General features: G+C 73.3%; 1 protein-coding gene. It reads right to left on the bottom strand.

Going from position 1 to position 266, the window contains the following annotated elements; all coding sequences use genetic code 11:
• Window positions 1-266, bottom strand: a 266-nt coding sequence (locus ACQG3P_RS19975) for a hypothetical protein (protein WP_426806015.1), incomplete at both ends; no start/stop codon positions are given.

The raw sequence follows: 266 nt of genomic DNA, 5'->3' as shown, positions 1-266 counted from the left end.
ACCAGCAGCATCCGCCTGCGAGAGGATTCCACCCGCATCATCAGCGCCTGCACCGACTGCAGCAGTGTGTCGTGCAGGTCGCGCGCGCTGCGCTCGAGCTCGCCCCCCCGCGCCCGGAACACGCGCTGCACGCGCAGGCGCGCCACGGCCACGCGCCAGCGCACGATCCGCCAGACCAGCGCGGCCGCGACCAACGCCACAGCGCCGGTGACCCCACCGGTCTGCCAGAACGCGGGCAACACGGGGACGTTGGCCGATGCGTCCTG

Source organism: Stenotrophomonas sp. SrG, from assembly GCF_050031795.1.
Taxonomy (GTDB): domain Bacteria; phylum Pseudomonadota; class Gammaproteobacteria; order Xanthomonadales; family Xanthomonadaceae; genus Stenotrophomonas; species Stenotrophomonas rhizophila_A.
This window is presented reverse-complemented; position numbering and strand designations above follow the sequence as displayed.